This is a genomic window from Stenotrophomonas sp. AC248, assembly GCF_979258185.1.
On record NZ_OZ409840.1, the window covers coordinates 1,662,890 to 1,686,649 of the forward strand.

At 68.1% G+C, this 23,760-nt stretch carries 26 protein-coding genes; 14 read left to right on the forward strand and 12 right to left on the reverse strand.

Annotated elements, in window-relative coordinates; genetic code table 11:
- Both mutY and ftsY read right to left on the reverse strand, forming a co-directional pair.
- Entirely contained in the window at positions 1-1,140 is a 1,140-nt protein-coding gene (gene mutY, locus ACZ0AE_RS07675; protein ID WP_463600736.1) for an A/G-specific adenine glycosylase, read from the reverse strand.
- A 181-nt stretch (positions 1,141-1,321) separates the two neighbouring features.
- Positions 1,322-2,779, reverse strand: coding sequence for a signal recognition particle-docking protein FtsY (ftsY, locus tag ACZ0AE_RS07680; RefSeq protein ID WP_463600737.1), 1,458 nt, complete (start codon positions 2,777-2,779; stop codon positions 1,322-1,324).
- Between the two features lie 234 nt (positions 2,780-3,013).
- Here ftsY and ACZ0AE_RS07685 point away from each other — a divergent pair, with 234 nt between their 5' ends.
- Positions 3,014-3,346 carry a hypothetical protein gene (locus tag ACZ0AE_RS07685; RefSeq protein ID WP_463600738.1) on the forward strand — a complete coding sequence of 111 codons (333 nt, stop codon included), beginning with the start codon at positions 3,014-3,016 and terminating at the stop codon, positions 3,344-3,346.
- Positions 3,347-3,487: 141 nt separating this feature from the next.
- Here the strand turns inward: ACZ0AE_RS07685 and htpG are convergent, their stop codons facing one another.
- Positions 3,488-5,386 carry a molecular chaperone HtpG gene (gene htpG, locus ACZ0AE_RS07690; RefSeq protein ID WP_038689026.1) on the reverse strand — a complete coding sequence of 633 codons (1,899 nt, stop codon included), beginning with the start codon at positions 5,384-5,386 and terminating at the stop codon, positions 3,488-3,490.
- 545 nt (positions 5,387-5,931) lie between these two features.
- Here htpG and rsmD point away from each other — a divergent pair.
- The 6 genes from rsmD (at position 5,932) to ACZ0AE_RS07720 (ending at position 10,736) form a co-directional block, all read left to right on the forward strand.
- Complete coding sequence (gene rsmD, locus ACZ0AE_RS07695) at positions 5,932-6,537, forward strand: 16S rRNA (guanine(966)-N(2))-methyltransferase RsmD (protein ID WP_448133409.1); 606 nt, start codon at positions 5,932-5,934, stop codon at positions 6,535-6,537.
- Between the two features lie 7 nt (positions 6,538-6,544).
- The gene (gene coaD / locus ACZ0AE_RS07700; protein ID WP_038689023.1) at positions 6,545-7,054 is read left to right on the forward strand and encodes a pantetheine-phosphate adenylyltransferase; all 510 of its coding nucleotides are present in this window, start codon (positions 6,545-6,547) and stop codon (positions 7,052-7,054) included.
- 48 nt (positions 7,055-7,102) lie between these two features.
- On the forward strand, positions 7,103-7,594 hold the full coding sequence (locus tag ACZ0AE_RS07705; protein WP_038689021.1) for a hypothetical protein: 492 nt from the start codon (positions 7,103-7,105) through the stop codon (positions 7,592-7,594).
- A 125-nt stretch (positions 7,595-7,719) separates the two neighbouring features.
- On the forward strand, positions 7,720-8,001 hold the full coding sequence (locus tag ACZ0AE_RS07710) for a YfhL family 4Fe-4S dicluster ferredoxin (RefSeq protein WP_038689019.1): 282 nt from the start codon (positions 7,720-7,722) through the stop codon (positions 7,999-8,001).
- Positions 7,998-9,740, forward strand: a complete 1,743-nt coding sequence (gene ggt, locus ACZ0AE_RS07715; protein ID WP_463600739.1) for a gamma-glutamyltransferase — start codon at positions 7,998-8,000, stop codon at positions 9,738-9,740. The genes ACZ0AE_RS07710 and ggt overlap by 4 nt, the downstream gene beginning before the upstream one ends.
- Before the next feature lie 108 nt (positions 9,741-9,848).
- Positions 9,849-10,736, forward strand: coding sequence for an MBL fold metallo-hydrolase (locus tag ACZ0AE_RS07720; RefSeq protein ID WP_038689015.1), 888 nt, complete (start codon positions 9,849-9,851; stop codon positions 10,734-10,736).
- 212 nt (positions 10,737-10,948) lie between these two features.
- Here the strand turns inward: ACZ0AE_RS07720 and ACZ0AE_RS07725 are convergent, their stop codons facing one another.
- The gene (locus tag ACZ0AE_RS07725; protein WP_463600740.1) at positions 10,949-11,233 is read right to left on the reverse strand and encodes a PsiF family protein; all 285 of its coding nucleotides are present in this window, start codon (positions 11,231-11,233) and stop codon (positions 10,949-10,951) included.
- A gap of 106 nt (positions 11,234-11,339) precedes the next feature.
- Positions 11,340-11,975: a uracil phosphoribosyltransferase gene (upp, locus tag ACZ0AE_RS07730; protein ID WP_019183235.1), complete on the reverse strand. Its 636-nt coding sequence runs from the start codon at positions 11,973-11,975 to the stop codon at positions 11,340-11,342.
- A 199-nt stretch (positions 11,976-12,174) separates the two neighbouring features.
- Here upp and ACZ0AE_RS07735 point away from each other — a divergent pair, with 199 nt between their 5' ends.
- The 6 genes from ACZ0AE_RS07735 to ACZ0AE_RS07760 all read left to right on the forward strand — a co-directional run bounded on the left by ACZ0AE_RS07735 (position 12,175) and on the right by ACZ0AE_RS07760 (position 18,834).
- Positions 12,175-14,679, forward strand: a complete 2,505-nt coding sequence (locus ACZ0AE_RS07735; RefSeq protein ID WP_463602075.1) for a TonB-dependent receptor — start codon at positions 12,175-12,177, stop codon at positions 14,677-14,679.
- Positions 14,679-15,779: a phytase gene (locus ACZ0AE_RS07740; RefSeq protein ID WP_463600741.1), complete on the forward strand. Its 1,101-nt coding sequence runs from the start codon at positions 14,679-14,681 to the stop codon at positions 15,777-15,779. Before ACZ0AE_RS07735 ends, ACZ0AE_RS07740 begins: the two co-directional genes overlap by 1 nt.
- Positions 15,776-17,158 (forward strand): purple acid phosphatase family protein, encoded by a 1,383-nt coding sequence (locus ACZ0AE_RS07745; RefSeq protein WP_463600742.1) that lies wholly within the window; start codon positions 15,776-15,778, stop codon positions 17,156-17,158. Before ACZ0AE_RS07740 ends, ACZ0AE_RS07745 begins: the two co-directional genes overlap by 4 nt.
- Positions 17,159-17,207: 49 nt before the next feature.
- Positions 17,208-17,843: an inorganic diphosphatase gene (locus ACZ0AE_RS07750; RefSeq protein WP_463600743.1), complete on the forward strand. Its 636-nt coding sequence runs from the start codon at positions 17,208-17,210 to the stop codon at positions 17,841-17,843.
- Positions 17,844-17,887: 44 nt separating this feature from the next.
- Positions 17,888-18,319 carry a hypothetical protein gene (locus ACZ0AE_RS07755; protein ID WP_185753342.1) on the forward strand — a complete coding sequence of 144 codons (432 nt, stop codon included), beginning with the start codon at positions 17,888-17,890 and terminating at the stop codon, positions 18,317-18,319.
- Between the two features lie 86 nt (positions 18,320-18,405).
- Positions 18,406-18,834, forward strand: a complete 429-nt coding sequence (locus ACZ0AE_RS07760; RefSeq protein WP_185753341.1) for a hypothetical protein — start codon at positions 18,406-18,408, stop codon at positions 18,832-18,834.
- A gap of 6 nt (positions 18,835-18,840) precedes the next feature.
- On the opposite strand, the gene ACZ0AE_RS07765 is transcribed toward ACZ0AE_RS07760, so the two are convergent.
- Genes ACZ0AE_RS07765 through ACZ0AE_RS07785 form a run of 5 tightly spaced genes read right to left on the reverse strand, consistent with a single transcriptional unit; the run spans position 18,841 to position 21,451 of the window.
- Positions 18,841-19,167, reverse strand: coding sequence for a tetratricopeptide repeat protein (locus ACZ0AE_RS07765; RefSeq protein WP_463600744.1), 327 nt, complete (start codon positions 19,165-19,167; stop codon positions 18,841-18,843).
- The gene (locus ACZ0AE_RS07770; RefSeq protein WP_463600745.1) at positions 19,158-19,724 is read right to left on the reverse strand and encodes a flavin reductase family protein; all 567 of its coding nucleotides are present in this window, start codon (positions 19,722-19,724) and stop codon (positions 19,158-19,160) included. The genes ACZ0AE_RS07765 and ACZ0AE_RS07770 overlap by 10 nt, the downstream gene beginning before the upstream one ends.
- On the reverse strand, positions 19,724-20,353 hold the full coding sequence (locus tag ACZ0AE_RS07775; RefSeq protein ID WP_038689000.1) for a superoxide dismutase: 630 nt from the start codon (positions 20,351-20,353) through the stop codon (positions 19,724-19,726). Before ACZ0AE_RS07775 ends, ACZ0AE_RS07770 begins: the two co-directional genes overlap by 1 nt.
- Before the next feature lie 55 nt (positions 20,354-20,408).
- Positions 20,409-20,855, reverse strand: a complete 447-nt coding sequence (locus ACZ0AE_RS07780; RefSeq protein WP_463600746.1) for a hypothetical protein — start codon at positions 20,853-20,855, stop codon at positions 20,409-20,411.
- A complete protein-coding gene (locus ACZ0AE_RS07785) occupies positions 20,852-21,451 on the reverse strand; it encodes an RNA polymerase sigma factor (RefSeq protein WP_463600747.1) in 600 nt (199 codons plus the stop codon). The genes ACZ0AE_RS07780 and ACZ0AE_RS07785 overlap by 4 nt, the downstream gene beginning before the upstream one ends.
- Positions 21,452-21,562: 111 nt before the next feature.
- Between ACZ0AE_RS07785 and ACZ0AE_RS07790 the strand changes: the two genes are divergently transcribed.
- Entirely contained in the window at positions 21,563-21,889 is a 327-nt protein-coding gene (locus tag ACZ0AE_RS07790; protein ID WP_463600748.1) for a hypothetical protein, read from the forward strand.
- Between the two features lie 6 nt (positions 21,890-21,895).
- Here ACZ0AE_RS07790 and ACZ0AE_RS07795 read toward each other — a convergent pair whose 3' ends face one another.
- The gene (locus tag ACZ0AE_RS07795; RefSeq protein ID WP_463600749.1) at positions 21,896-22,969 is read right to left on the reverse strand and encodes a catalase family protein; all 1,074 of its coding nucleotides are present in this window, start codon (positions 22,967-22,969) and stop codon (positions 21,896-21,898) included.
- A gap of 182 nt (positions 22,970-23,151) precedes the next feature.
- Positions 23,152-23,730 carry a hypothetical protein gene (locus ACZ0AE_RS07800; protein ID WP_463600750.1) on the reverse strand — a complete coding sequence of 193 codons (579 nt, stop codon included), beginning with the start codon at positions 23,728-23,730 and terminating at the stop codon, positions 23,152-23,154.
- Between the last annotated feature and the right edge of the window lie 30 nt (positions 23,731-23,760).

The following is a 23,760-nucleotide window of genomic DNA, read 5'->3' on the forward strand; positions in this document are numbered from 1 at the left end:
TTACTCGGACTCGGGTGAAGGTGGTGCGCTTCGCATTGTACGGCGCTTGGGCCGGGCCGGCGGCGCACCGGTGTCCAGCAGCTTGCGGATCGGCGCAGGCAGGCCGAGGCTGGGCAGGTCGGCGGCGGCCACCCAGCGCAGCGTCGGGTCATCGCGTTGCAGGCCGTCCACGCGCTGCACCAGCACCTGCAGGTGCAGCCGGTAGTGGCTGAAGGTGTGCTCCAACACGGGCAGCACCTCGGCGTCATCCAGCGAACCGCTCACGTGGGTGTCGAACCAGTCCTGCAGGTCGCTGCCGGTGTCGGCCTGCGGCAGCGTCCACAGCTGCGCCCAGATGCCGGTGTCCGGGCGCTTCTGCAGCAGCACGCGGCCGTGCCCATCGCGCAGCAGCAGTGCGGTGGCTTCACGTTCGGGCAGGGTCTTGGTGGGCTTGGGCGTGGGCAGTTGGTCGGTGCGGCCTTCGCGGCGCGCCACGCAGTCCGCCTGCAGCGGGCAGATCACGCAGGCCGGCCGGCTGCGGGTGCACACGGTGGCGCCCAGGTCCATCTGCGCCTGGGTGTAGTCGGCCATGCGCGTGTCGGGTACGTGCGCCACGTGCGCGTCGGCCAGGGCCCACAGCGCCTTCTCCACCTTGGGCAGGCCGGGGAACCCGTCGATGCCGTGGTAGCGCGTCAGCACCCGCTTGACGTTGCCGTCGAGGATCGCAAAACGGTCGTTCCAGGCCTGGCTCAGGATCGCCGCGGCGGTGCTGCGGCCGATGCCGGGCAGCGCGTTCAAGGCCTCGACATCGCGCGGCAGCGCGCCGTCGTGCTGTTCAACGCAGCGCTGCGCGGCGGCATGCAGGTTGCGGGCACGGGCGTAGTAGCCCAGCCCGGCCCACTGCGCCATCACTGCATCGTTGCTGGCTGCGGCGAGGTCGGGCAGGGTGGGGAACACGCGCAGGAAGGCCAGGAAGTACGGAATGACCGTGCCGACCTGGGTCTGCTGCAGCATGATTTCCGACAGCCACACCCGGTACGGCGAGCGCGGATGCTGCCACGGCAGGTCGTGCCGGCCATGCCCGTCGAACCACGGCAGCAGCCGCGCGACGAAGGCATCGTCGGCGGGGACAGGGGTGCTGGCGGTGGGCTGGCGTGGCATGGTGATTCCTGGACGGGGGTAGAGCCACCCCATGGGTGGCTGCTCTATCCGGGCGGGGCAGCGCAAACTGCCGACGACGCATCCTGTGCGATACAGCCACCCATGGGGTGGCTCTACCAACCCGGGTGCGGCGATGCATTCACCGGGGACGCGCGGGACGTACGCCCACCGCGCCGTTGGATCAGCTGCCCAGCGCTTCGGGCAGCAATGCGTCGACGAAGGCTTCCGGATCGAACACCCGCAGGTCTTCCGGACGCTCACCGATGCCGGCAAAGCGGATCGGGATGCCGAACTCGCGGGCCAGCGCGAACACCACGCCCCCCTTGGCGGTGCCGTCCAGCTTGGTCACCACCAGCCCGGTCACATTGACCGCGGCATGGAACTGACGCAGCTGCGACAGCGCGTTCTGCCCGGTAGTGCCATCGATCACCATCAGCACCTCGTGCGGTGCCGCCGGGTCGATCTTGCCCAGCACGCGACGGATCTTGCCCAGTTCGTTCATCAGCCCGCCCTGGGTGTGCAGGCGGCCGGCGGTGTCGGCGATGAGCACTTCGGTGCCACGGGCCTTGCCGGCCTGCAGCGCGTCAAACGCCACCGAGGCGGCATCGGCGTTCTGGCCCTGGGCCACCACGGTCACGCCGTTGCGTTCGCCCCAGATCTGCAGCTGGGCCACGGCGGCGGCACGGAACGTATCGCCGGCGGCCAGCATCAGGCTGTGGCCATCGTCCTTGAAGCGCTTGGCCAGCTTGCCGATGGTGGTGGTCTTGCCCACGCCGTTGACGCCGACGGTGAGGACCACGAAGGGCTTGGCGCTGCGGTCGATGACCAGCGGCTTGGAGACCGGTTGCAGGATGGCGATCAGGTCGCTGCGCAGCGCAGCCAGCAGCGCGTTGGCATCGGCGAATTCGCGCGCCTTCATGCGCTTGCGCAGGCCCTCCACCAGCGCGGTGGTGGCGCCCACGCCCACATCGGCGGTGATCAGCGCGGTTTCCAGTTCATCCAGCAGGTCGTCATCGAGCTTGGGATTGCGCGAGAACAGGCCGCCGAAGCTGCGTGCGATGACGCTGTTGCGCAGGCGGTCGCGCCAGCCCAGCTTGCCCGGTGCTGCGGCAGCGGTGCCTTCAGCCGGCTCGGTCGCAAGCGGCTGCGAGGCTTCCTGGGTGATCTGGTTGGCGACCAGCACCGGCGGCGGCAAGGGCGCGGCGATGGGTTCGGCCACCACCAGCGGGGCCGGGGTGGTCGGTGCGACAACGGCGGGCGCCACGGCGGCAGCCGTATCGGGCGCAGCGGCCGGAACCACGGCAGGCGCGGCCACAGGCGCGGCGACCGGCGCTTCGGGCGTAACCGGTGCTGGCGCGACGGTGGCAGCAGGTACAACCGGCGCAACCGGCGGCAGCGGCGCGGCGAGCGGCGCAACGGGTGCCTCGGCAGCAGGCGTCTCGACAGCAGGCGCGTGAGCGGCAGGCACCTCAGCGGCAGGCACCTCGGCAGCAGGTGCCTCGATCGGCGCCGGCGCCGACGGGCCATCCTGGCTGGCCTGCGGGAACGCCGCGGCCAGTTCTTCGGCCGAATAGTGCTGGGTCTTGGGCGCGTCCTGGGGAGCGTCCTGGGTCTTTTTGCGACGGAAGAAACTGAGCATTGGATTCGGCGCTGAAATCAGGGGGATATGCTACCACTGCGCCCTTGGACGGCAGTGCGAACGTGGGTGGTGTGCATTGCTGCGGGCAGCCGACCAACGGTCGGCTCTACCGGCCACCACCCACCACCGGATAGAGCCGACCGTTGGTCGGCTGTCGGGTAGAGCCGACCGTTGGTCGGCTGCCGTCTTAAGCCAGCGCCGCGGCAGCCGCTAACGGCTGTGAAGCACTGCGTCATGCGGACGCAGTCGTACATCGTGGAGTGCAGGACCGTGAACGTGATGTCCATTGCCAGCTCGGGCCTGCGCGCCGCGACCCTTGGGGTGCAGGCGGCCGCGTCGAACGTGGCGCGCCTGCCGGTGGCCGAGGCCACCCGGATCGGCGTGGCCCAGGCCGCGGTTGCCGGCGGCGGGGTGGACGCCAGCCTGGTCGAGGTGGCGGCCGATCCGGCTGCGCCGGTGTCGGACCTGCTTGCCGCGCAAGAGGCGGTGCTGACGTTTGCGGCCAACGCCACGCTGATTCGCCGCAGCGACCAGATGCTCGGCGCGTTGCTGGACAAGCGCGCCTGACCCCGAATCGCACGGTAGTGCCGGCCGCTGGCCGGCTCCTCGCACCAGCGTGGTTTCCCATGAGCCGGCCAGCGGCCGGCACTACCGTGTGTGCGAATGCCGACCGTTGGTCGGCACGCACCCGTCCCACCATCGGTCGCCTTACGCCGACAATTCCAGCAGCAGCTTGTTGAGCCGGCGCACGTAGGCGGCCGGGTCCTTCAGCGTGTCACCGGCAGCCAGCGCGGCCTGTTCGAACAGCACGCGGCTGAGGTCGTCGAAGCGGGCGCTGTCGGCTTCCTGGTCCAGCTTGCCGATCAGCGGGTGGCCGGGGTTGAACTCGAACACCGGCTTGCTGTCGGGCACCTTCTGGCCGCTGGCTTCCAGGATCTGGCGCATCTGCAGGCCCAGGTCCTGTTCGCCGATGGCCAGGATCGCCGGGGAATCGGTGAGGCGGTGCGACACGCGCACGTCGGCGACATCCTCGCCCAGCGCGGCCTTGATGCGGTCGACCAGGCCCTGCTTGTCCTTGGCGGCTTCTTCCTGGGCCTGCTTGTCTTCGGCGCTTTCCAGCGCGCCCAGGTCCAGGTCGCCGCGGGCGACGTCAACGAATGACTTGCCATCGAACTCGGTCAGGTACCCCATCAGCCATTCGTCGATGCGGTCGGTGAACAGCAGCACTTCGATGCCCTTCTTGCGGAACACTTCCAGGTGCGGGCTGTCCTTGACCTGGGTGTAGCTGTCGCCGGTCAGGTAGTAGATCTTGTCCTGGCCTTCGATCATGCGGCCCACGTAATCGGCCAGCGACACGCTCTGCTCGCCGCTGGTGTCATGCGTGGAGGCGAAGCGCAGCAGGCCGGCGATCTTTTCGCGGTTGTTGAAGTCTTCGGCGGGGCCTTCCTTGAGCACCTGGCCGAACTGCTTCCAGAAGCCAGCGTAGACGTCGGGCTTGTCGGTGGCCAGCTTCTCCAGCATGTCCAGCGAACGCTTGGTCAGGGCCGACTTCATGGAGTCGATGACCGGGCCGGACTGCAGGATTTCGCGCGAGACGTTCAGCGACAGGTCGTTGGAGTCGACCACGCCCTTGATGAAACGCAGGTACATCGGCAGGAACTGTTCGGCCTGGTCCATGACGAACACGCGCTGCACGTAGAGCTTCAGGCCCTTGGGCGCGTCGCGGTGGTACAGGTCGAACGGGGCGTGGCCGGGCACGTAGAGCAGCGAGGTGTACTCGAGCTTGCCTTCGACCTTGTTGTGGCTCCAGGCCAGTGCATCCTGGTGGTCGTGGGCGGCGTGCTTGTAGAACTCCTGGTACTCGGCGTCGCTGATCTCGGTGCGCGGACGGGTCCACAGGGCGCTGGCGCGGTTGACGGTTTCCCATTCAACCTCGGCCGGGGCGTCGTCGCCGTGGTGTTCCTTGACCATCTGGATCGGCAGGCCGATATGGTCGGAGTACTTCTTGATGATGCCGCGCAGGCGCCAGCCATCGGCGAAGTCGTGCTGGTCGTCCTTGAGGTGCAGGACGATGCGGGTGCCGCGCTCGGGCTTGTCGATGGGTTCGACGTCGAACTCGCCTTCACCGCGCGAGGACCAGTGCACGCCCTCGCTGGCGGGCAGGCCGGCACGGCGGGAGTAGACGTCGACCTGGTCGGCGACGATGAAGGCGCTGTAGAAGCCGACGCCGAACTGGCCGATGAGCTGGGAGTCTTTCTTCTGGTCACCGGAGAGCTGGCGCAGGAAGTCACCGGTGCCGGACTTGGCGATGGTGCCGAGGTGCGCGATGGCATCCTCGCGGCTCATGCCGATGCCGTTGTCGTCGATGGTGAGGGTGTGGGCGTCGGCATCGAAGCTGACACGGATGCGCAGGTCGCCGTCGTTTTCGAGCAGGGCCGGCTGGGTCAGCGCTTCAAAGCGCAGTTTGTCGGAGGCATCGGCGGCGTTGGAGATGAGCTCGCGAAGGAAGATTTCCTTGTTGGAGTACAGCGAGTGGATCATCAGCTGCAGCAGCTGTTTGACTTCGGTCTGGAAGCCCAGGGTTTGTTTTTGGGTCTGCTCGGTCACGGTGACGATGCTCCTTGGACGATGCCGCGCCCGGCGCGGCGGCTGGCTCAAGGGGTAGGGGTGGTGGGGTGGGTTTTCAAGAGCGGGGGCCGGAGCGAGAGCCAGGGGCCGGAGCCGAAGCCGAAGCCGAAGCCGAAGCATGACGCCAGAGCATGAAGCCAAAGGCGCGGCGCCTATCTGTCTGCGTGGGAGGCCGGTGGGGATGCGGTCCCGGGACACGGCGTAAATCCATCCTTGGAGCCTCGTGGGCAACATCCATGTTGCCCAACGGTCCCGGGACCGCATCCCCACCGGCCTCTGGCAGACGTTCCGAGTGACGCGGGTAGAGCCACGCCACGCGTGGCTGATCTTCGTTCCGGGGCAGGGATGTTGGTAGCGGCCGGTAGAGCCACGCCATGCGTGGCTGCTCGTCGTTCTGGAATCGGTACTCGTGGTGGTGACGGTGGCCGGACCGCCTAGAATGACGCCCTGAATCGCCTGATCTTCGTACCCATGACCTGTTCCCGCTCGTTCGACCCGTCCGCTCTTTCCTTCTGGAGCCGCGCATGAAGCCGCGCCCGCCGGTGGCGGCGGCCGTGGGCCAGGTGCGGATCATCGGCGGCAAGTGGCGCGGGACGAAGTTGCCGGTGCCGCTGTCGCCGGGGCTGCGACCCAGCAGCGACCGGGTCCGGGAGACGCTGTTCAACTGGCTGATGCCGCGGATTGGCGGCGCGCGGGTGCTGGACCTGTTTGCCGGTAGCGGGGCGCTGGGGCTGGAGGCGGTGTCGCGTGGGGCCGGGCAGGCGACGCTGGTCGAGCGGGATGCCGGATTGGCCCGGCAGCTGCGCGAATCGGTGGCCAAGCTGGGCGCGCAGGGGCAGGTGGCGGTGGTGCAGGCCGATGCGCTGCAGTGGCTGGCGCAGCCGCCGACAGGGCAGGCCGATATCGTGTTCGTGGACCCGCCGTTCGCCGCCGGGCTGTGGGACCAGGTGCTGGCGGGGTTGGGGCCGCACCTGGCCGCCGATGCCTGGCTGTACCTGGAGGCACCGGCCGAGCAGGCGCCGCGGGTGCCCGCGCCGTGGCTGCTGCACCGCGAGGGCGGGACCCGGGAGGTGCGTTTTGCCCTGTACCGCCGCGCCACTGCTACACTTTCACCAGATCACAACGTGTAGCTGACGTATGACCGTGGCCAACCGCCGCATTGCCGTTTACCCGGGCACCTTCGATCCGATCACCAACGGTCACATCGACCTGGTGAACCGGGCCGCGCCGCTGTTCGAGAAGGTCGTGGTTGGCGTGGCGCAGAGCCCGTCCAAGGGCCCGACGCTGCCGCTGGAGCTGCGCGTGCAGCTGGCGCGCGATGCGCTGGGCCACAACCGCAACGTGGAAGTGATCGGCTTCGATACCCTGCTGGCGCATTTCGTGCGCTCGGTGCAGGGCGGGGTGCTGCTGCGCGGGCTGCGCGCGGTGTCCGATTTCGAATACGAATTCCAGATGGCGAGCATGAACCGCCACCTGATCCCGGAGGTCGAGACCCTGTTCCTGACCCCGGCCGAGCAGCACAGCTTCATTTCGTCTTCGCTGGTCCGCGAGATCGCCCGCCTGGGCGGCGACGTGTCCGGCTTCGTGCCCGCCTCGGTCCTCGAGGCGCTGCGCAAGGTCCGTGAAGCGAAGTCGGGCCCGTCGTAAACACCTGTCAGATCCACACATACCAAGAATCACCAAGGGAGGAATTCCATGAACAACACCATGCGTGCCATGTTGATCGCGTCGTTCGCGCTGGCCTTCACCGCCTGCAAGAAGGAAGAGGCTGCTCCGGTCGCCGAAGCCCAGCAGGCGCTGGTCGCCCCGGACGCCAATGACGACGCCGGCTGGAAGAAGTACCTGCAGGCCGTGGCCGTGCAGAACATGGGCAACATCACCAACAGCCCGTTCCTGTACTACCTGTCCCCGGAATCGGACCCGGAGTTCGCCGCCAAGTACGAGCGTCAGGTCGAGAGCGCCACCCAGGCCGTGGCCCGTGGCATCCAGCCGGGCAACATGCTGGCCTTCGGTTCGTCGGCGTCCTCGAAGATGGCCGACATGATCCAGGCCGTGTTCAAGGATGTGCCGGCTGACTCGATGAAGAACGTGCGCGTGGTGTTCATCGGCAAGGCCGCTGACAATGCCCGCGTGCAGTCCATCATCCAGCCGACCGGCGCCGAGTACATCTTCGTAGAAGCCAAGTAACCCGTGCAGTGGCGGCCGCGCGTCCCGCGTGGCCCGGGCGGCTTCTGCGAGGAAGCCGCCGATGACCGGCCGGCGCGCATGCGCTGGTCGGTCTTCATCCGCCGGCGCGGGCGTGGAGTAACGCCATGTCGCTGAAAATCAATGAGCTCTGCGTCAACTGTGACGTGTGTGAGCCAGCCTGTCCCAATCAGGCCATCTCGATGGGTGAAACCATCTACGTGATCGATCCGGCCCGCTGCACCGAGTGCGTGGGACATTTCGACGAACCCCAGTGCGTGGTCGTCTGCCCGGTCGAATGCATCGATCCCGATCCGGACATCCCGGAAACCCAGGACGCCCTGCTGGCCAAGTTGTTCGGGCTGCAGCGCGACCATCCCGAACTTTATGCGGAGCCCCCATCCGAATGAACATGTTGTCGCGTCGTTGGTTGCTGCTCGTCCTGTTGTGGTCCCCGGTGGCATGGTCCGCCGCACCCGCACAGGGTTTCCTGGCCAGCCATCCGGACGGCGCGGCCATTGCCAGCGGCCACCACCTGGCCACCGAGGCCGGCATGGAGATCCTGGCCAAGGGCGGCAATGCGTTCGATGCGGCGGTGGCGGTGTCGTCCACCTTGGCGGTGGTCGAGCCGATCAGCTCGGGGCTGGGCGGCGGCGGGTTCTTCCTGCTGCATGACGCCCGTACCGGCAAGGATGTGATGCTGGACGCGCGCGAAACCGCGCCGCAGGCCGGCACCGAAGCCGCGTTCCTGGACAGCAAGGGCCAACTGGACCGCGACCGCTCGGTCAACGGCCCGTGGTCGGCCGGCATCCCCGGCCTGCCGGCGGCGCTGGTGGAGCTGTCGTCCAAGCACGGCAAGCTGCCGCTGCGCACCTCGCTGGGCCCGGCGATGCGGATCGCCAGTGACGGGTTCCCGGTGTATGCCCGCATGGCCAAGGGCTATGCATCGCGCCGCGAAGTGATGGAACGCTACCCCGGCACGCGCGAGGTGTACCTGCGCAACGGCAAGCCGATCGCCGAGGGCGACCTGTTCCGCCAGCCCGAACTGGCTGCCACGCTGGAGCGGCTGGCCGACAAGGGCTTCGACGGCTTCTACCGCGGCCAGACCGGCAAGGCGCTGCTGGCCGGCGTGAAGCAGGCCGGCGGCACGTGGACCGCCGACGAGCTGGCCGGCTACCGGGTCAAGCTGCGCGAGCCGATCGTGTTCAAGTACCGCGACTGGACCATCACCACCGCCTCGCCGCCGTCGTCCGGTGGCATCGCGTTGGCATCGATGCTGCAGATCCTGGAAGGCTGGGATCTCAAAGCGATGGACCAGGCCCACCGCACCCACCTGGTGGTGGAAGCGATGCGCCGCGCCTACCGTGACCGCACGTTCTTCCTGGGCGACCCGGACTTCGTGCAGATTCCGCAGAAAGTGCTGACCAGCAAGGACTACGCCCAGGGCCTGCGCGCCACGATCCACCCGGAGAAGGCCACCCCGAGCGACCTGCTGTCGGGCAACCCGACCCCGCTGGAAGACGACGAAACGACGCACTTCTCGATCATCGACCGCGACGGCAACCGCGTGGGCGCCACCCAGACGGTGAACCTGCTGTACGGCTCGGGCCTGATTCCCAAGGGCACCGGCGTATTGCTCAACAACGAAATGGACGATTTCGCGCTGAAGCCGGGTACGCCCAATGCGTTCGGCGTGATGGGCTATGCGGCCAACGCGCCCAAGCCGGGCAAGCGCATGCTCAGCTCGATGACGCCCACCTTCATGGAATCGTCCGACAAGGTGGTGGTTCTGGGCACCCCGGGCGGCAGCCGCATCATCACCATGGTGCTGCTGGGCATCCTGGGCTACGACGACGGCCTGACTGCACAGCAGGTAGCCGCCTTGCCGCGCTACCACCACCAGTGGCTGCCCGACGAGATCTCGGCCGAAACCGGCGCGCTGTCGGTGGACACGATCAAGCAGCTGCAGGCGATGGGCCACAAGATCGAGCTGCCTGGCGACAGCGCCGAGGGCGGCCGTGGCTCCAGCCATGTGTGGGGCAACCTGCAGACCGTGGAGTGGGACCGCAAGGCCAACGTGCTCAGCGGCGGCAGCGACCCGCGCAATCCGGTGGGCAGTGCGGCGGTAACGCCTGCCGCCGCGCGCTGAGTCGGCGTCACCCGTTCCCTCGAAAACCCCGCCTGCCGGCGGGGTTTTTCGTTGTATGAACCGATGCGCCTAGCGAATATTTAACGCGTCCCGCCGGATAATTTGCGCATGAAACTATGGTCGATACGCGGTAACTCACAGAAGCTGGACGGCGGTGCGATGTTCGGCAATGCGCCGCGCGCGGTCTGGGAAAAATGGGCGGCACCGGATGATCTGAACCGGATCGAGCTGGCGTGCCGCGCCCTGCTGGCCAGCCCGCTGGCGGGCAAGACGGTGTTGTTCGAAACCGGTATCGGTGCGTTCTTCGAGCCGAAACTGCGCGACCGCTACGGGGTGCAGGAACCGCGCCACGTGCTGATGGAATCGCTGCGTGAGGCCGGCTTCGAGCACGAGGATATCGACGTGGTGGTGCTCAGCCACCTGCATTTCGACCACGCCGGTGGCCTGCTGGCACAGTGGAGCGAAGGGCGCGAGCTGGAGCTGCTGTTCCCCAATGCCACCTTCCTGGTGGGCGCCGAGCACTGGCAACGGGCGCTGCACCCGCACCCGCGCGACCGCGCCAGCTTCATTCCCGAGCTGCCCGGCCTGCTGCAGGCCAGCGGGCGGCTGGAGATCGTGGACGGGCCGTATTCCAAGGCGCTGGGCAACAGCGTGCGCTTCAGTTTCAGCGACGGGCATACCCCGGGCCTGATGCTGGCCGAAATCGTCGGCCCCGAGCAGGTCGATGGCCAGGCGCGTGGCGGGGTGGTGTTCTGCGCCGACCTGATCCCGGGTCGGTCGTGGGTGCACGTGCCGATCACCATGGGCTACGACCGCAACGCCGAACTGCTGATCGACGAGAAGCGCAGCTTCCTGGAAGACAAACTGGCGCGCAACGTGCACCTGTTCTTTACCCACGACCCGCAGTGCGCGCTGGCGCAGGTGGTGCGCGATGACAAGGGCCGGTTCGGCACCGTCCACGAGCAGGGCGAATTGAAGGCCCGCGCGCTGGCCTGATGCACCCGGCAATGACGGTAGATGCCGACCGTCGCTCGGCACGTCATGGTAGTGCCGGCCGCTGGCCGGCTCCTCTTGAACCTCGGACGCATAACGTGGAGCCGGCCAGCGGCCGGCACTACCGTCGGGGCGTCCGTCCAAGCGCACCGGTAGGTGCCGACCGTTGGTCGGCACGGCCCCAAATCACGCACCGGCCAAACCCGGCGCGAACCTCAATGCGCCTTCAGACACCCGCTCATGAACGTCTTGCGCGCATCGCCAGCCAGCTTCTTCGCGGCGGCATCGGCATTGCAGGTTTTCATGCGTTCCTGCGGCGTGGTCGCCGCCGGGGCCGGCCCGCTCAGGCAGGCCTTCTGCGCGGACTTGTAGTCCTCGCCGGTCTTGCCCTTGTTCTTGGCCGAACAGTCGGCCATGCGCTGTTGCTGCGGGGTAGCGGCATCGGCCAGCACCGGGCTGCCGATCAGCAGCAGGCAGGCCAGCAGGGACACAGTCTTCATGGCAACACTCCACGCACGGGTAGGGTTGCGCGCAGCTTCTGCCTCGCCCTGAGCAGGCCGCGTGAAGAAGCCGGCGGCCGCGCAGGGCCGCCAGCCAACGCGTGGATCAACCGACCACGCGGGTACCGAAGATGCGATCACCGGCATCGCCCAGGCCCGGCAGGATGTAGCCCTTTTCGTTGAGCTGGGCATCGATGGCGGCGGTGAAGATCTCCACGTCCGGGTGCACGGCCTGCACGGCGGCGATGCCCTCCGGCGCAGCCACCAGGAAAATGCCCTTGATGCGGCGCGCGCCCGCACGCTTGAGCATGTCGATGGTGGCGATCAGGGTGCCGCCGGTGGCCAGCATCGGGTCCAGGATCAGCGCATCGCGCTCTTCCAGGCGACCGGTCAGGCGCTCGAAGTAGGGCACCGGCTGCAGGGTTTCCTCATCGCGCTGCAGGCCCACCACGCTGACCCGCGCGGCCGGGATCAGCGACAGCACGCCGCTGAGCATGCCCAGCCCGGCACGCAGGATCGGCACCACGGTGATCTTGGCCCCGGCGATGCGCTGCACCGTCACCGGACCGGCCCAGCCGGCCATGGTGTGGGCTTCGGTGTCCAGGTCGGCGGTGGCCTCATAGGCCAGCAGGCCGCCGAGCTCGTTGGCCAGTTCGCGGAAATCCTTGGTGCTCAGGGACGCATCGCGCATCAGGCCGATTTTGTGCTGCACCAGCGGATGGCGCACTTCGACGATTTTCATGGGGAAAGGCAACGGTAAGCAGGAAGGCCACTAGTGTGCCGCAAGCCCCACCGAAGCCAAAGCCCGGCGCCGCAGCACCCTGTGTCACGCCCATGCAACCTCCCGGACATACCGTGCTGACCCAATCTTTACGCCGTTGGGGAATGCCGTGCAGAACAAGAGCGTGTTGGGCCGGGCGATCAGCCTGTCGTTGCTGGTGATGGCCAGTCCGTCGGTGTTCGCCGCCGACACCAGCGTGGGCACCGCGGCCAGTGGGGCCGGGGCGATCGACCTGGACCGGGTCGAAGTCCGCCCGCAGCTGGAGTCGCAGACCCGCGCGGTCGACCTCAAGCGCAGCAGCGACGCCATCGAGGATGCGGTATCGTCCGACGCCATGGGCGTGTACCCGGACAAGAACGTGGCCGAGTCGCTGCAGCGCCTGCCCGGCGTCAGCGTGACCCGCGACCAGGGCGAGGGCCGCTTCGTGGTGATCCGCGGCCTGGACGCCAACCTCAACAGTGTCAGCGTCGACGGCATCGCCATCGGCACCCCGGAAGACTCCAGCCGCGCCGCACCGCTGGACGTGATCCCTTCCGACTCGACCGAGCGCCTGCGCGTGGTCAAGTCGCCCACCCCGGACATGCCCGGCGATGCCATCGGCGGTGCGATCCTGGTGGAATCGGCCTCGGCCTTCGATCGCGACGGGCGCAGCCTGCGCGGCAAGATCGAAGCCAGCCACCAGCAACTGTCCGGTGAGACCAGCCCCAAGGCGGCCTTCAACTACAGCGAGGTGTTCGCCGACACCTTCGGCGTGGCGGTGGGCGTGAACTACCAGAAGCGCAGCTTCGAATCGGACAACACCGAAGTGGAGTACGGCACCTTCGAGGGCGGCGCCAAGGACGACCTGTTCGCCAACAGCCTGCAGCGCCGCAAGTACGAGATCGAACGCAAGCGCATCGGCGCCAACCTCAACCTGGACTGGCATCCCGACGAGGACAACCGCTACTACCTGCGCACGCTGTACAGCCAGTTCGACGATGCCGAAACGCGCCAGCGCACCATCTTCGATTTCGGTGACGAAGGCATCACCGCGCTGGGCGGCAACCAGTACCGCGTGGATGACCTGGCCGCCGACAGCATCCAGAAGCGCATGCGCTACCGCACCAAGAAGGAAAATACGTTCGCCGCCAGCGTCGGCGGTGAGAACCGCCTGAGCGGTGCGGTGGTCGACTACAAGGTGGGCTATACGCGCACCGAAGAGCGCGTCAACGACGAGATGGAAGCGCGGTTCGAATACGCCGGTGACGACCTGTCCGCCACCGTCGACCAGAACAGCCGCGTGCCGCGCATCGCCCTGAGCGATGCGGGCTGGATGGACAACGGCAGCTACGACTTCGACCGCATGGTGCTGTCGCCCAAGCGCGTGGACGACAAGGAACACAGCGCGCAGGTCAACCTGCGTTTCGACGGCGACAACGCCAGCTACAAGTTCGGCCTGCTCGGCCGCTGGCGCGACCGCGACGTGGACACCAACGAGCGCGAGCTGCGCGTTGGCCCGGACATCGCCCTGTCCGACTGGACCACCGGCACGCCCGAACACCGTGGCGGCACGCTGGGCCAGGGCATGAGCTCGGACGCGATGCGCCGCTACTGGGCGCAGTTCGGTGGCCAGTACAGTGCACGCCCGCAGGATGCCGGCGGCAATGCGCTGACCTCGCTGGAAGAGGACTACACCGCCCGTGAGGACATTTTCGCCAGCTACGCAATGGGCACCTGGGACATCGGGGCACTGCGCATCATCGGCGGCGTGCGCGTGGAGAACACCCAGTTCAGCGCCACCGGCAACAGCGTGGACGTGGCCAGCAATGGCCGCACCTACACCGTGACCCCGCTCACCGTCAGCCGCAGCTACAGCAACGTGCTGCCGGGCCTGCACCTGCGCTACGACGCCGGTGATGCCTGGGTGCTGCGCGCGGCCGCCAACAAGACCGTCTCGCGCCCGTCGTTCGGCGACATCGCCCCGCGCATCGGCCTGAGCCGTGGTGACGAGGAAGTGCGCATCGGCAACCCGCAGCTGGACCCGTACGAATCGAAGAACATCGACCTGTCGATCGAGAAGTACATCGGCACCACCGGCATCCTGTCGCTGGGCCTGTTCCACAAGGCGATCGACGGCTACATCGTCAACACGGTGAGCACGACCGACCCGGCCTACCCGGACTTCAAGGTCACCCGGGTGATCAACGGCAACAAGGCCACCGTCAAGGGCGCGGAGTTCAACTGGCAGCAGCAGCTGGCGTTCCTGCCGGCCGGCTGGGACGGCCTGCTGGTGGGCGCCAGCGGCACCTGGCTGGATACCGACTTCGATCCGGGCCTGGCCGGCCGCGAGCGCGACGACTTCATGCTGCCGCGCGCCTCCAAGCACGTCTACACCGCGCACATCGGCTATGAGAAGGCCGGCTTCAGCACCCGCGTGGCGGCGGTCTACCGCAGCGAGTACCTGGACACGCTGGGTGACAGCACTGCCTACGACATCTACGTGGCGCCCAACACCCAGCTGGATCTCAGCCTGGACTACAAGATCACCGCCAACGTGAGCGTGTACCTGGAAGCGCAGAACCTGCTCGACAAGCCGCTGGAGCTGTACCAGGGCACGCGCTCGCGCACTCTGCAGATGGAAGAGTATGGCCGCACCTATGCGCTGGGCCTGAAGGTCGCGCTGTGATGCGCGCACGACACGCCGTGGCGGTGGTGAGCCTGGCCCTGCTGGCGGCGTGCAAGCCGGCGTCCGGCCCGGCGGCCGATGCGCCGGCCGGCGCGGCTGCAGCGCGTTCGGTGGCCACGGTGGCCGAAGCCTTCCTTACCCCGATGACCCCCGCCGACAACATCGACTCGCCGGCCAGCTGGACTGCTCCGGACGGCAAGCAGTGGCTGATCGCCACCGCCAAGACCACCCACAAGCTGGTGGTCTATGACGGCCAGACCGGCGCGCACCTGCGTGACGTGGGCAGCCAGGGCACCGCACCGGGTCAGTTCGACCGCCCCAACGGCATCGCCGTGATCGACGACCTGGTGCTGGTGGTGGAGCGCGACAACCACCGCGTGCAGGTGCTGCACCTGCCCGATTTCACCCCGCTGGGGATGTTCGCCGCCGCCGACCTGCGCAAGCCCTATGGGCTGTGGGTGAACAAGCAGCGCGAAGGCTACGACGTCTACGTCACCGACTCCTACGATGCCGGCGAAGACGCGCAGGGTAATGACGTGCTGCCGCCCCTGGCCGAACTGGACAAGCGCGTGCGCCGCTACGCACTCACGATGAAGGGGAACACGCTGGACGCGACCCTGGTGGGCAGCATCGGCGACACCAGCGATGCCGGTGCCCTGCGCGTGGTCGAATCGATCTGGGGCGACCCGGCCAACGACCGCCTGTTGATTGCCGAGGAAGACGAGACCTACGCCAGCGAGATCAAGGTATACACGCTGGAAGGCCGCTTCACCGGTACCACCTTTGGCCGCGATGCCTTCCAGGCGCAGGCCGAAGGCGTGATGCTGAAAACCTGCGGCAAGGACGGCTGGTGGATCACCACCGAGCAGGGCAAGCAGCGCAGCGTGTTCCACCTGTTCGACCGCCACACCTTGAAGCATGTCGGTGCGTTCCAGGGCAACACGGTGGCCAACACTGACGGCATCTGGCTGGATCAATCGGCATCTGCGCGGTTCCCGCACGGCGTGCTGTATGCCGTGCATGACGACCAGGGCGTTGTGGCGTTCGACTGGGCCACTGTCGCCCGGCAGTTGTCGTTGCCGCTGGAGTGCGCGCCATGACCCGCGCCACGATCGCTACCGCAGCGCTGCTGGCCGCGTTGCTGCTGGGCAATGGCCCGGCCGCCGCAAAGGCACCGGACAGCGCTGCCGAACCCAACACCCAGGTGCCCGCCGGCAACCGCCACTATGCGGCTACTGGTTTCCCGGACCGCATGGTGGCCTCGCCGGCGCAGGACGCCGCGCGCGGCTTCGGCGTGTCCTGGCGCACCGATGCCTCCGTCAGCGCGCCAACCCTGGAGTGGGTGGTGGCCGGTGACTCGCCGGACGTGGGCACGCCCACCCGCATCAAGGCGGCCACCCGCGCGCTGGAGACCGAGAACGGCACGGCCCATTACCATCGCGCCGACGTGGCCGGGCTGCAGCCGGACACGCTGTATCTCTGGCGGGTGCAGGGCAACAGCACCTGGAGCGCGTGGCACCAGCTGCGCACCGCAGGCACCGCCCGGCAGCCGCTGACGTTGCTGTACTTCGGCGACACCCAGAACAAGAACCTCAGCCACGTCTCGCGCGTGCTGCGTGCGGGCATCAAGGCCGCACCGGATGCGCGCCTGAGCCTGTTCGCCGGTGACCTGGTCAGCGGCGGCGACGGCCAGGACGACAGCGAGTGGGGCGAGTGGTTCGCCGCCGCGGGCTGGCTGCCACAGGAAACCGCGGTGGCCCCGGCCATCGGCAACCACGAGTATTTCGAGGAGTTCGAAGACACCCCGCAGGAGCGAAGGGTGCTGGGCCGGCACTGGCCGGTGACCTTCGCGCTGCCGCGCAATGGCGTGGACGCCGCCGACACCAGCACCTACTGGTTCGACTACCAGGGCGTGCGCATCGCCGTGCTCGACGGCACCTCGGCACTGGACCTGGGCACCGCGCAGGCGCAGGCCGCATGGCTGGACACGGTGCTGGCCGACAACCCGCACCCGTGGAGCATCGTGCTGCTGCACCAGCCGTTCTACTCGCCGCGCGAGGGCCGCGAGAACGCCGAACTGCGCGACGTGCTGCTGCCGGTGGTGCGCCGCCATCAGGTGGACCTGGTGCTGCAGGGCCACGACCACACCTACGGCCGTCGTGGCGAGGGGCAGGGCGCCACCCCGCAGTTCGTGGTCACCGTGGCCGGTCCCAAGCAGTACCGCCTGTCTGAGCAGGCGCGCGCGACGATGGCGCCGGTGGGCGAAGACACCCAGCTCTACCAGGTGCTGAAGATCGACCCGCAGCACCTGCGTTACGAAGCACGCACGGTCACCGGCCAGCTGTATGACGGCTTCGAACTGACCCGTGCCGCCAATGGACGCAAGCGCAAGACCGAACTGACGCAGGGACGCATCGCCCCCCGTGACTGCACGCGCGCGCAGACCCTCAAGGGCCGCGCCGACCGTTGCTGGGAATGAACCCCGGGCCGGGCCGTTGCGACGCGCCCGGCCGATGCTGGAGAACAAGATGACCACCCGACGCGTTCTGCCCCTGGCCGCCATCGCCGCCGCCTTGCTGCTGCTGGCCGGTGCCGGTGGCGCCACCAACGCCGTGCTGCACCCGTTCCTGGCCGCCCAGCCCAAAGAGGCCCCGGACGAGGCCAACCTGGCAGTGGAAATACCGGCCGGCAGTTTCACCAAGTACGAGATCAAGGAAGACGGCCTGGTCCATGTGGACCGCTTCCAGTCGATGCCGGTGGCGTACCCGGCCAACTACGGGTCGATGCCGCGCACGCTGGCCGGCGACAACGACCCGCTCGACGCGCTGGTGCTGACCCGCGAGCCGCTGCATCCCGGCGTCATCGTGCGGTTTCGCCCGATTGGATTCCTGAAGATGGTGGACAACGGCGAACATGACGAGAAGGTCATCGGCGTACCCACCGACAAGCTCGACCCCACCTACGCCGGCATCCGCGACCTGCAGGACCTGCCACTGATCGAACGCCAGCGCATCGAAGCGTTCTTCCGCGTGTACAAGGACCTGCCCGAAGGGCGCAATCCGGTGCAGCTGGATGGCTGGGGAACCGCCGCCGAGGCCAAGGCGCTGATCCGTGCCTCGATGCAGCGCTTCGACCTGCAGCAGCAGCGCCGCAAGGGCGATTGAGGCATTTCGGCGCCGATGTATCCTCTGCCCACATGGACGAGGGCATGGCGATGGAGAAGGCAGGCTGGGCAACGCAGCTGAGTGTGGTGCTGCTGGCATGGGAACTGCAACTGCTGGCCGTGCCGATGACGGCGCTGAGCGTCTTTGCGCTGGCGTGGTTGTGGGGACCTGCGTTTCACCCTGACCACGTGCCGATGCGGGCGGCGGTGGTGGTGGCCCTGATCGCCTTCATGGGCTTCTGGCGGCTGGTGCTGGGGTTCTATCGCGCCGGCCTGCGCCTGGACGGGACACCGCTGTGGGCACGCGTGTGCACCGCTGCCGGCGCGACGCTATGCGCGGCGGGGCTGGCGGTGGGCATATTCCAACGTCCCACCGGTTGGGCCTACATCGGGGTCATGGGCGTGCCGATGCTGCTGCCACTGGGACACATGCTTGCCCTGTCGTGGCGTACCACCCGGCAACGACCGGTGCGCTGAGAAAGCGCGCCGCGCCGCCTGGCCGCCACGTACATGGGCTAGCCGGCCCGTTGTATGCTCGGCGCACTACAGCCGGGGGGCGGATGATGGGCAAGTCGCAGTGGGCGAACGGGGTTGGCGTGGCCTTGCTGGTGCTGGAGTTGCTGGTGTTTGCATTGCCCGTCACCCTGCTCGATGGCTTCGGCCTGCTGATGCTGTCGCGCCCCACCGGCCACCCGGATTACGCGCCGATGCTGGTCGGCGTGTTGCTGGCCAGCGTGGCACTGGTCGGCTTCTGGCGGCTTGCGTTCGGCTTCCTGCTCGATGGCCTGACCCTGCACGGCGCGCCTCGCTGGGCGCGCTGGTGCACCGGCACCGGTGCATTGCTGTGCCTGGGGGCGTTGCTGATTGCCGGCCTCTTCAACCGGCTCAACGCACTGGCCTTTGTCGGCGTGCTGGGGCTGCCGGTGATGGTGCCGCTGGGCCACATGCTGGTGGTATCCCAGCGCGTGCCCACGCCGCCGCCGCTGCCGTAGGCGCGCTCAACCGCGCGCGGCGGTCGCCTTGTCCACGCGGCGTTTGAACACCGCCATTTCCTTCTCGGCCTGCTTGTCACCGTTGCGCTGCGCCACGGCAATGCCTTCCTGCCATGCCCGTGCCGCCGCATCGGCATCGCCGGCGGCCAGCCACGCCTTGCCCAGCAGTTTCCAGCCCGCCGAATAGGCCGGGTCCTGCGTCACGCAGCGTTGCAGGTGCGCGGCCGCCTCGGCGGGCTCGCCCGCGTCCAGCAGGCCCTTGCCCAGGCTGAAGCGCAGCAGCGCACTGTCGCGGCCGGCGTCGAGCATGCGCTGCAGGGCGGTCATGTCCATGGCGACGCATCCACGTCGGCGCGGCCATCGATACGGGTGTAGCGGCTGCGGTGGTAGGCCAGTGCCGCGCCTGGCGCCGCCTCGAAACGGGCAACCCGGCCCACGATCAACACGTGGTCGCCCAGTGGCAGGCTGCGCTCCACCGTGCACAGCAGCCAGCCGACCGCCTTGCGCACCCGCGGTGCGGCGCCCCCCAGGTCGAGCACGTCCGCAGCGACCGGTGTGCGACGCCGCAGCGGGTCGGCGAAGTGGCGCGCCACCGCTTCCTGCCCGGCTGACAGCAGGCTGATGCCGAAGTACGCCGCGTCGCGGAACATGGGCAGGTCGGCGGCGCGCTCGCCGATGCTCCACGCCACCAGCGGTGGCTGCAACGACAGCGTGGTGAACGAGTTGATGGTCATCGCCACCGGCATGCCCGCCGCGCCGTGCACGGCGACCACCGCCACGCCGGTCGGGTACTGCCCGAACACATGGCGCAATGCAGCCGTGTCGGGCCCGGCACCGGACGCGTCGGCGGCCACGACCGGTGCCGCAGCAGGTGCCGGGCCCGCGCGCATCAGCGCCCGCCCGCCGCCTCGAAGCGACGTGCCACTTCGCTCCAGTCGATCAGTTGGAAGAACGCGCCGATGTAGTCGGGGCGGCGGTTCTGGTAGTGCAGGTAGTAGGCATGCTCCCACACGTCCAGGCCCAGGATCGGCGTGCCGCCGGACAGGTTGGCGTAGGCGCCCATCAACGGGCTGTCCTGGTTGGGGCTGCTTTCCACCAGCAGACGACCGTCGCGGCCCAGCGTCAACCAGGCCCAGCCGCTGCCGAAGCGGGTCTGCGCAGCCTTGGTGAAGGCGTCCTTGAAGGCGTCGTAGCCGCCCAGGTCACGCTCGATTGCCGCCGCCAACGCACCGGCCGGGCTGCCCCCGTTGCTGCTGAGCACGGTCCAGAACAGGCTGTGGTTGGCATGCCCGCCGCCGTTGTTGCGCACGGCGGTGCGTACGCTGTCGGGCAGCGCCTCGATATCGGCGATCAGGTGTTCAACCGGCATCGGTTCAACGCCGGCGTCGGCCAGCGCGGCGTTGAGGTTGTTGACGTAGGTCTGGTGGTGGCGCGCATGGTGGATTTCCATCGTCTGCGCGTCAAAGTGCGGTTCCAGGGCGTCGTAGGCGTAGGGCAGGGCGGGCAGGGTGTAGGTCATCGAAGACAACTCCTTCAGGGGAGGAGACATCTTCGGACCTCAAGCATGGTTGAGGTCAAGCGTGCCGGTGCAGCGCGTCAGCCATCGTTGGGGCGGGCCGACGCAACCAACGCCGGCACAGCCGCGAGGCAAGCATGCAGGCAGCCAGGGCGACGGCCCAGCGGATGCCATCGTGGCCTACGTATAGCTGCACCAGCTGCCACCAGTACCGGCCGAACAGCAGCACCATGCCCGCGGTCACCACCACAAGCACGGCGATCAGCACAGGCACCAGGCGTTTCTCGACCCCGGCCTCGTGCACGGTGACCTGTCGCAGTACCGCGGCGGTGAAGTCCGGTGGCGGCGCGCTGCGCGGCAACGATCGCAGGGCCATCGCGATCTGCCGGTAGTCGGCCGACACCGCGCTGGTACGGGCGTTTGCTGCGTCGCCTGCATGCAGCCGACCTTGCTCCTGTGCCGCCCATTCGTCGGCATCGACAGGGGAGATGCGATCACGGTTCATGCGGTAACTCCCATGCGGGCGTGCAGAATCTGCCGCAGCTGCCGGCGGCTGCGAAACAGATGACTCTTGATGGTGCCTTCGGCAAGCGCAGTCACACTGGCGATCTCCGCGATGGGCATCTCTTCCAGATGATAGAGCGTGAGCAGTGTGCGCTGCAGCGGCGGTAGTGCCTCGATGGCGGCATGCAGCAGGGCGTGGTCCTCCTGCGTGCTGGTATGGGTCTCCAGGTCGAACCCGTCGCTGACCCGTTCTGCTGCGGCATGCATCTGCCCATCCGGGCCATTGTCGGCGATGGGAATGCGACGGCGTTCGAGGTGCCGCTTGGCCATCGAGTAGGCGACCTGCGCGATCCATGCTTTCAAGGGGCGTTCGCCACGGTACTGGTGCAGTGACTGATGCACGCGCAGGAAGGTTTCCTGGCACAGCTCACGGGTATCGTCGGGATGGCGGACCATGCGGTCCACGATATGCCAGCACAGGCCCTGGTAGCTGCGCACCACCTTTTCGAACGCACCCGGCGCGCCGGCAAGGACAGCGGTGACCAGCGCGTGGTCGGCGTGCAGTGCGGCGTCGTCGGGAGCGATGGGGTCGGGCATTCCCATAGGGATACGTCCTGCGGCCGATCGGTTGCAAGTGCGCTGGGTGCAACCGCCGCCGCCCGCACCGTATCTCCTTCTGCACACACCCCCACCACAGCGAGGCCTTCCATGGATTTCAACCTCATCCTGCCGATCATCCTGATTCTCGGCGTCGTCTACACCATCAAGAGCGTGGTCGACGCCGGTACGCGGCGCCGGATCATCGCCGCGCACGGGTCCGAGGCGTTGGTGCGCTCCCTGCTCGATGGCGACGCCAGCAAGCGCCGGCAGTCGGCGCTGCACTGGGGCAGCGTGCTGGTGGCGGTGGCGCTGGGCCTTGGACTGATCGACCTGCTTGGCATCAACGAGGTGACCCCGGGCGCGATCGCGCTGTTGCTGGGTGCTACCGGGCTGGGCAACCTGGCCTATTACCTGCTGGAACGGCGGGTCCGCTGAGGGCGGTCACGGTTCGTGGATCGGGCAGCGGTTGAACCGGGAACGGAACTGCCGCGATGCCGCCATCACCACCCGGCGTGCACGGTTGAGGCTGCCCAGCGGGCGGTGCGTAGCAAGCGCGTGCCAGGGTGCGAAGGCCAGGGCATCTTCGCGCGCTTCCGCATCGGCGCTCCATGCCGGCTGTGCGCCGATCGACAACTGCCCCACCGGCAGGAACGGGCTGAGGCCTTCTGGCCAGGCCACGGAGGCATCCTCGATGGGCATCTGCGCCAGGTCGCGGCACAACTGCACGCGCAGCTCCCACATCACCGGGGCGGCCAGGTCGGCGAAGAATGCGGCGATGGCATCGCGCTGGGCATCGGCGCCGGAGGGCAGTGGCTGTCCACGCAGCGCCAGCAGGGCAGGTGACACCGGCACCCACGAAAACTTGGCCATGTACGGGCCGTACAGGAACGGCACCTGGGTAAAGAAGGTTTCGCCCAGCGGATGCTGCTGTGGCTCGCCGCCCAATGCCTTCAAGGTGGCGCTTTGCCCGCCCACTGCTTCCAACGCCGCTTCGGCACCGCGCAACGTCGCCGACAGCACCTGCTTGGTGCGCGGCATGCGCTCGGTGGTGGCCGCCAGCAGTTTCGCCGCGCGCAGGAAACCCTGCACGCCCGGTGTGGTGAACGCCGGTCCGTTGACCATCAGGAAGTCCTGGCTGTGCTGCTCATCGCCGCCTTCCACGCGCGCGCCCTGCACGCCCAGAATCTTTACGGCCATCGCGCGCGGGGTGGAAACGCTGTCCGGCAGCTGTTCGGCCGGCGGTGACGACAGCCGCACCAGTGCGTCATACGCGCCGGGGCGGGCGAACAGCCCATGGGCAAGGTCGGCGGGCAGGTCGTGTGCTACCTGGAAGCGTGCGCGCAGCAGTGCATGACCCTTGGCATGCACCGCCCGATGCGCATGACCGTCATGGTCGGCCACGGTGCGGGCCATATCGGTGAACACCTTGGCCAGGGCGGTGATCGTCTCTGCTTCGTCCGGCGCGCGCTGTTCAACGTCGGGCGAATAGGCAACAGCGGGCGCGAACGGGGTCATGGGGCGGCATCCTGGGCAACGGGAGGAAGTGCCGGCTGGGGTGACCGTGGGTTACGCCCTGGCAGCAGCCGGCTGGGGCATCGCATGCAGCCACCTTGAACGCCGCCGCGTGCAAGGCCGGTGCACGGCGCATGGCTGCCGTGCGAAGGACGTGCCCTGGTGCCCACCGCCGCCTGCCGACGTCACCACTCCAGCGTCTCGAAGAAGGTGTCCGCCGGCTCGTCATCGCCCAGCACGGCCGCCGCTGCCTTCAGGGCCGCGTCGCGATGCGCCGGGCGAAGGTCGCCGTCGTCGTCTTCCAGGTCGTCGCCGGCCTCCAGGTACACCGTGCCAACGGCTGCAAGGACGGCGACGAAGGTGGGCAGGTCCTCGGTGAGTACCGTTGCCTCCCACGTACCCGCCCCGTGGAAGGCAAACAGCACCTGGCCACTGTCGAGGTCAAGGATGAACGGGTCCGCGTTCTGGTCGGCGATCACCAGCCACTGTTCGGGCCACTCCGCGATGCGCGCCCCGGCGTCGCCTTCCCAGCGATAGCCTGCCTGCAGCGCCCACAAACGGTGCAGCGGCGGGAACGCGACGTTGACTCCTGGCACGCTGATGCCGACCGGGCCGACGCTGGCATTCACGGTCTCGCCCCACGGACCAACCTGCGCATAGAACGCGGCGAGCGCTGACGGCAGTGCGATGTCGCCTTGCCACAGGTCGGTCGATTGCGCCTTCAGCGGGCCGAAGCGGGCAAACGAAGCGTGCAGTGCGTGCATGGTGCGGGTCCATCCGGGGCGGGACTGCGA